Below are 4262 nucleotides of genomic sequence, written 5' to 3'. Positions count from 1 at the left end.
GGTCGCAACGGTGCGACCTCGCGCGCCCGGGTCGCGGCGCGCACGTCAGCACGGCCCGTCACGCCCCGGCGGTGTGCGCGCCCTCGAGCTCGTCGGCATGACGGATGTGCCGGGTGACCCACGGTGCGATCGCGAAGAGCGCGATCGCGAACACGAGGGTCACGGCCCCGATGCCGCCGAAGTACGCGGTGTCCGACGCGCCCTCGGTGACCTGCACGACCTGCGCCGTGATCGCCTGCCCCGCCGCGGGCGCGAGGAACCACAGGGCCATCGCCTGGGAGCGGAACGCCCTGGGCGCGAGCAGCGTCGTCGCGGCAAGACCGACGGGCGAGAGGCACAGCTCGCCCAGGGTCTGGATCACGTAGACGAGAACGAGCACCCACGCGGGCGCCTTGGCGTCGCCGACGACCGCCGACGCCGCCGCCAGGAAGAGGAAAGACACCGAGGCGAGCGTGAGCCCGATCGCGAACTTGTTGGCCGTCGCGGGCCGGTCGCCCGTCTTCAGCCAGATCCACGCGAACACGGGCGCCAGGATGATGATCGAGAGCGGGTTCACGGACTGGAAGAACGCCGGGCTGATGTCGATCCCGAAGACATCGAGCTGAGTCCGGTCGCGCGCGAACTGGGACAGCGTGGTCGCAGCCTGCTCGAAGATCATCCAGAAGAGCATCGCCGCGACGAACAGCGGGATGTACGCGAGGATCCGCGGCCGCTCGGCGTCAGTCACCTTGGGCGAGCGATACATGACGACGAAGTACACGACGGGTGCGAGGAACGCGAGGTAGGACAGCGTGTCGATGAACGTGCTGACGCCGAACCCTCCCGCCACCGCGACAGCGACGAGCCCGACGGCGACCACGCCTCCGGCGATGATCGCGAACAGCCGGACGATCTTGGACCGTTCGTCGGGACGGATCGGGTTCGGGACGCTGGCGCCCGCCTGCCCGAGATAGCGGCGCCCCGCGACGAAGAAGACGAGGGCGATCGCCATCCCGACCGCCGCGACCAGGAATCCCGCGTGGTAGCCGAACGCCCGCTGCACCGCGCCGACGATGAGCGGCGAGAAGAACGACCCGAGGTTGATGCCCATGTAGAAGATCGAGAACGCGGAGTCCCGCCGCGGGTCGTCGCGTGCGTACAGCTCGCCGACCATCGACGACACGTTGGGCTTGAGCAGCCCCGTACCGATCGCCACGAGAGCGATGCCGACCATGGAGAAGCCCACACCTGGCACGGCGAGGCTGACGTGACCGGCGGCGATGACGACACCGCCGTACAGGACGGACCGCCGGGAGCCGATCACCCGGTCGGCGAGCCACCCGCCGACGACCGAGAGCAGGTACACGCCCGTGCCGTAGATCGACACGAGTGCGGCGCCCGTCGTGTCGTCGATCGCGAGGCCGCCGTTCGCGACCGTGTCCGTCAGGTAGAACAGCAGGATCGCGCGCATCCCGTAGTAGCTGAACCGCTCCCACAGCTCCGTGGTGAAGAGCGTCATCAGCCCGCGCGGGTGCCCGAAGAACGCGTGGTCCCCCTCGATCGCCCCTGCCGCCGGCCCCTCGGCCGCGCCGACGCCCGCCGCGGTGCCCGTCCCGAAGGGCGGCGCGCCCGGGTCGGGCTCGGTGCGCGCCTCCCGCCCGAGCGCGCGGCGCCGGGCGTCGTCCTGCCCCTTCGGGTCGTCACCGTCCATCTTGCGATGCTCCCACCGGCGTGCCCGCCCGGCGACCGTTAGCGTGGCCGGATGCCGACGCTCTGGTGGTGCCGCCGGGACCTGCGCCTCGCCGACAACCCGGCCCTCGTGGCGGCCGTGGAGGCGGCTCGGGAGGCGGGTGACGACGTCGTCGCGCTCTATGCGCTCGACCCGCTCCTCTGGGATGCCGCGGGCGACCCGCGCCGGTCGTACCTCGCGCGCAGCCTCGCCGCGCTCGACGCCGCGACGGACGGTCGGCTCGTCGTGCGGCACGGGGACCCGCGCACCGTCGTGCCCGCGCTCGCGCGCGAGGTGCGCGCCGAGGAGGTGCACATCGCGGCGTCGTACGAGCCGTACGGCGTCGCGCGGGACGAGGCGGTCGAGCAGGTGCTGGCCGACGGCGGCGCGCGCCTCGTGCGCACCGGCTCGCCGTACGCCGTCGCGCCCGGCCGCGTGCTCACGCGCACGGGGACGCCGTTCCAGGTCTTCACGCCGTTCCGCGAGGCATGGGTCGCGCACGGCTGGCGCGACCCCGTGCCGCGGCCGCGTGACGTGCCCTGGGCGTCGCTGGGGTCCGACGGTGTCCCGGACGACCCGGGGACGGACGCGCACCTGCCCGCCGCAGGCGAGACGGCCGCGCGCCGCCGGTGGCGGGCCTTCCTGGAGGACCACCTCGCGGGTTACGCGTCCGAGCGCGACCGCCCGGACCGGCCGGCGACGTCGGGCATGTCGATCCCGCTCAAGTGGGGCGAGCTCCACCCGCGGACACTCCTCGCCGACGTGCGGAGCGCGCTGCACGACGGGATCGCGCCGTCCGACGACGCGCTCGCCTACCGGTCCGAGCTCGCGTGGCGTGAGTTCCATGCGGACGTCCTGTTCCACCACCCGGGTGCTGCGCGGCGGTCGCTGCGCACGGTCGTGCCCGACGACGCGTGGGCGACCGGGGCGGACGAGGACCGGTACCTCGCGGCCTGGGCGGCCGGGCGCACCGGCTACCCGCTCGTCGACGCCGGCATGCGCCAGCTCCTGGGCGAGGGGTGGATGCACAACCGCGTCCGGATGGTGGCGGCGTCGTTCCTCGTCAAGGACCTGCACGTGCGGTGGCAGCGCGGAGCGGCGCACTTCATGGCGCACCTCGCGGACGGCGACGTCTCGCAGAACCAGCTCAACTGGCAGTGGGTGGCCGGGACGGGCCGGGACGCCGCGCCGTACTTCCGCATCTTCAACCCCGTCACCCAGGGCAAGAAGTTCGACCCCGACGGCGCCTACGTGCGCCGCTGGGTGCCGGAGCTGCGGGGCGTCGAAGGACGGGCGGTCCACGAGCCCTGGAAGCTGCGCGATCAGCCGGCCGGCTACCCCGAGCGGATCGTCGACCACGCCGTCGAGCGCACGGTCTCGCTCGACGACTTCGAGCGCGCACGGCGCCGCTGAGGCTTTCTCAACCTGAGGGTTGACGACCACACGACACCGGCGTAGCGTCGTAGTCAACCGAACAGTTGACGAAAGGGCGCCGCCCGCGGCGCTCGACGAGGAGGTCCCGTGACGGCCGACCCGCTCTCCCGCGTGTTCTCGGCGCTGGCCGACCCCACGCGCCGCGACATGGTGGCCCGGCTCGCGTCGGGCGACGCCAGCGTGGGCGAGCTCGCCCGGCCGTACGACATGTCCGTCCAGGCGGTGTCCAAGCACCTGCGCGTGCTCGAGGACTCCGGCCTGGTGACCCGCACGACGGACGCCCGACGCGCCCCCGTGCACCTCGAGGCGGAGGTCTTCGACCTCATGACGAAGTGGATCGAGCGCTACCGGCGCGAGGCGGAGGACCGCTACCGCCGCCTCGACGACGTCCTGCGCGACCTGCCCGACCCGGCGGCCGCACCCTCGAACGACCCGACGACAGGAGCAGCACCATGACCACCACCGGCACCCACGAGACCGAGATCGTCGTCCCGAAGGACCTCCCGATCGTGCGCATCGTGCGCGAGTTCGACGCGCCCGCGGCGAAGGTCTTCCACGCCCACCTCGACCCGGAGCTCTTCGCGCGCTGGAACGGCCCGCGCTACCTCTCCCAGCGCAACGAGCACTGGGACGTGCGCACGGGCGGCGCCTACCGCTACGTCCAGGTGGACCCGGACGGCAACGAGTACGCGTTCTTCGGCAGCGTCCACGAGGTGCGTCAGGACGAGCTCATCGTCCAGACCTTCACGTACGAGGGCTTCCCCGACGGCGTCTCGCTGGACCGCCTCGTGTTCGAGGACCTGCCCGGCGGCCGCAGCCGCCTCACCGCGACGTCGCTCGTCGACTCGATCGAGGGTCGCGACAGCTTCGTCGCGAGCGGCATGGAGGTCGGCGTCCGCGAGGGCTACGAGCAGCTCGACGAGCTCCTCGCGGAGTCCTGACCCCCTCCGCGCGACGACGGGGCGGCACCCACCAGCGGTGCCGTCCCGTCGTCGTCCGTGGTTCCCCCGGCGCCGCCCCCGGGGCCCGCCCCCGGCGGGGGCGGGCGCCCCGGCCCGCCCCCGCGCGCCCGGGGGGGCCCCGGGGGGGGGGGGGGCGGGTTGGGCGCCCCCCCCGGGCG

The 4262-nt window shown here is 73.4% G+C and carries 4 protein-coding genes; 3 read left to right on the top strand and 1 reads right to left on the bottom strand.

The features are described 5' to 3' along the window. Window positions 1-58 precede the first annotated feature (58 nt). Window positions 59-1690 carry a peptide MFS transporter gene (locus tag ACFWH7_RS20065; RefSeq protein WP_378219277.1) on the bottom strand — a complete coding sequence of 544 codons (1632 nt, stop codon included), beginning with the start codon at window positions 1688-1690 and terminating at the stop codon, window positions 59-61. Between the two features lie 51 nt (window positions 1691-1741). Between ACFWH7_RS20065 and ACFWH7_RS20060 the strand changes: the two genes are divergently transcribed. The 3 genes from ACFWH7_RS20060 (at window position 1742) to ACFWH7_RS20050 (ending at window position 4083) form a co-directional block, all read left to right on the top strand. Then, window positions 1742-3121 (top strand): cryptochrome/photolyase family protein, encoded by a 1380-nt coding sequence (locus ACFWH7_RS20060; RefSeq protein WP_378219275.1) that lies wholly within the window; start codon window positions 1742-1744, stop codon window positions 3119-3121. 108 nt (window positions 3122-3229) lie between these two features. Then, window positions 3230-3598 (top strand): ArsR/SmtB family transcription factor, encoded by a 369-nt coding sequence (locus ACFWH7_RS20055; RefSeq protein WP_378219272.1) that lies wholly within the window; start codon window positions 3230-3232, stop codon window positions 3596-3598. Continuing rightward, window positions 3595-4083 carry an SRPBCC family protein gene (locus ACFWH7_RS20050; protein ID WP_378219270.1) on the top strand — a complete coding sequence of 163 codons (489 nt, stop codon included), beginning with the start codon at window positions 3595-3597 and terminating at the stop codon, window positions 4081-4083. Before ACFWH7_RS20055 ends, ACFWH7_RS20050 begins: the two co-directional genes overlap by 4 nt. The last annotated feature ends 179 nt before the right edge of the window (window positions 4084-4262 follow it).

The organism is Cellulosimicrobium cellulans (assembly GCF_042723955.1).
GTDB classification, from domain to species: Bacteria; Actinomycetota; Actinomycetes; order Actinomycetales; family Cellulomonadaceae; genus Cellulosimicrobium; species Cellulosimicrobium cellulans_H.
The sequence above is the reverse complement of the archived record's forward strand: the minus strand, read 5'-3'. Positions and strand labels throughout refer to the sequence as shown.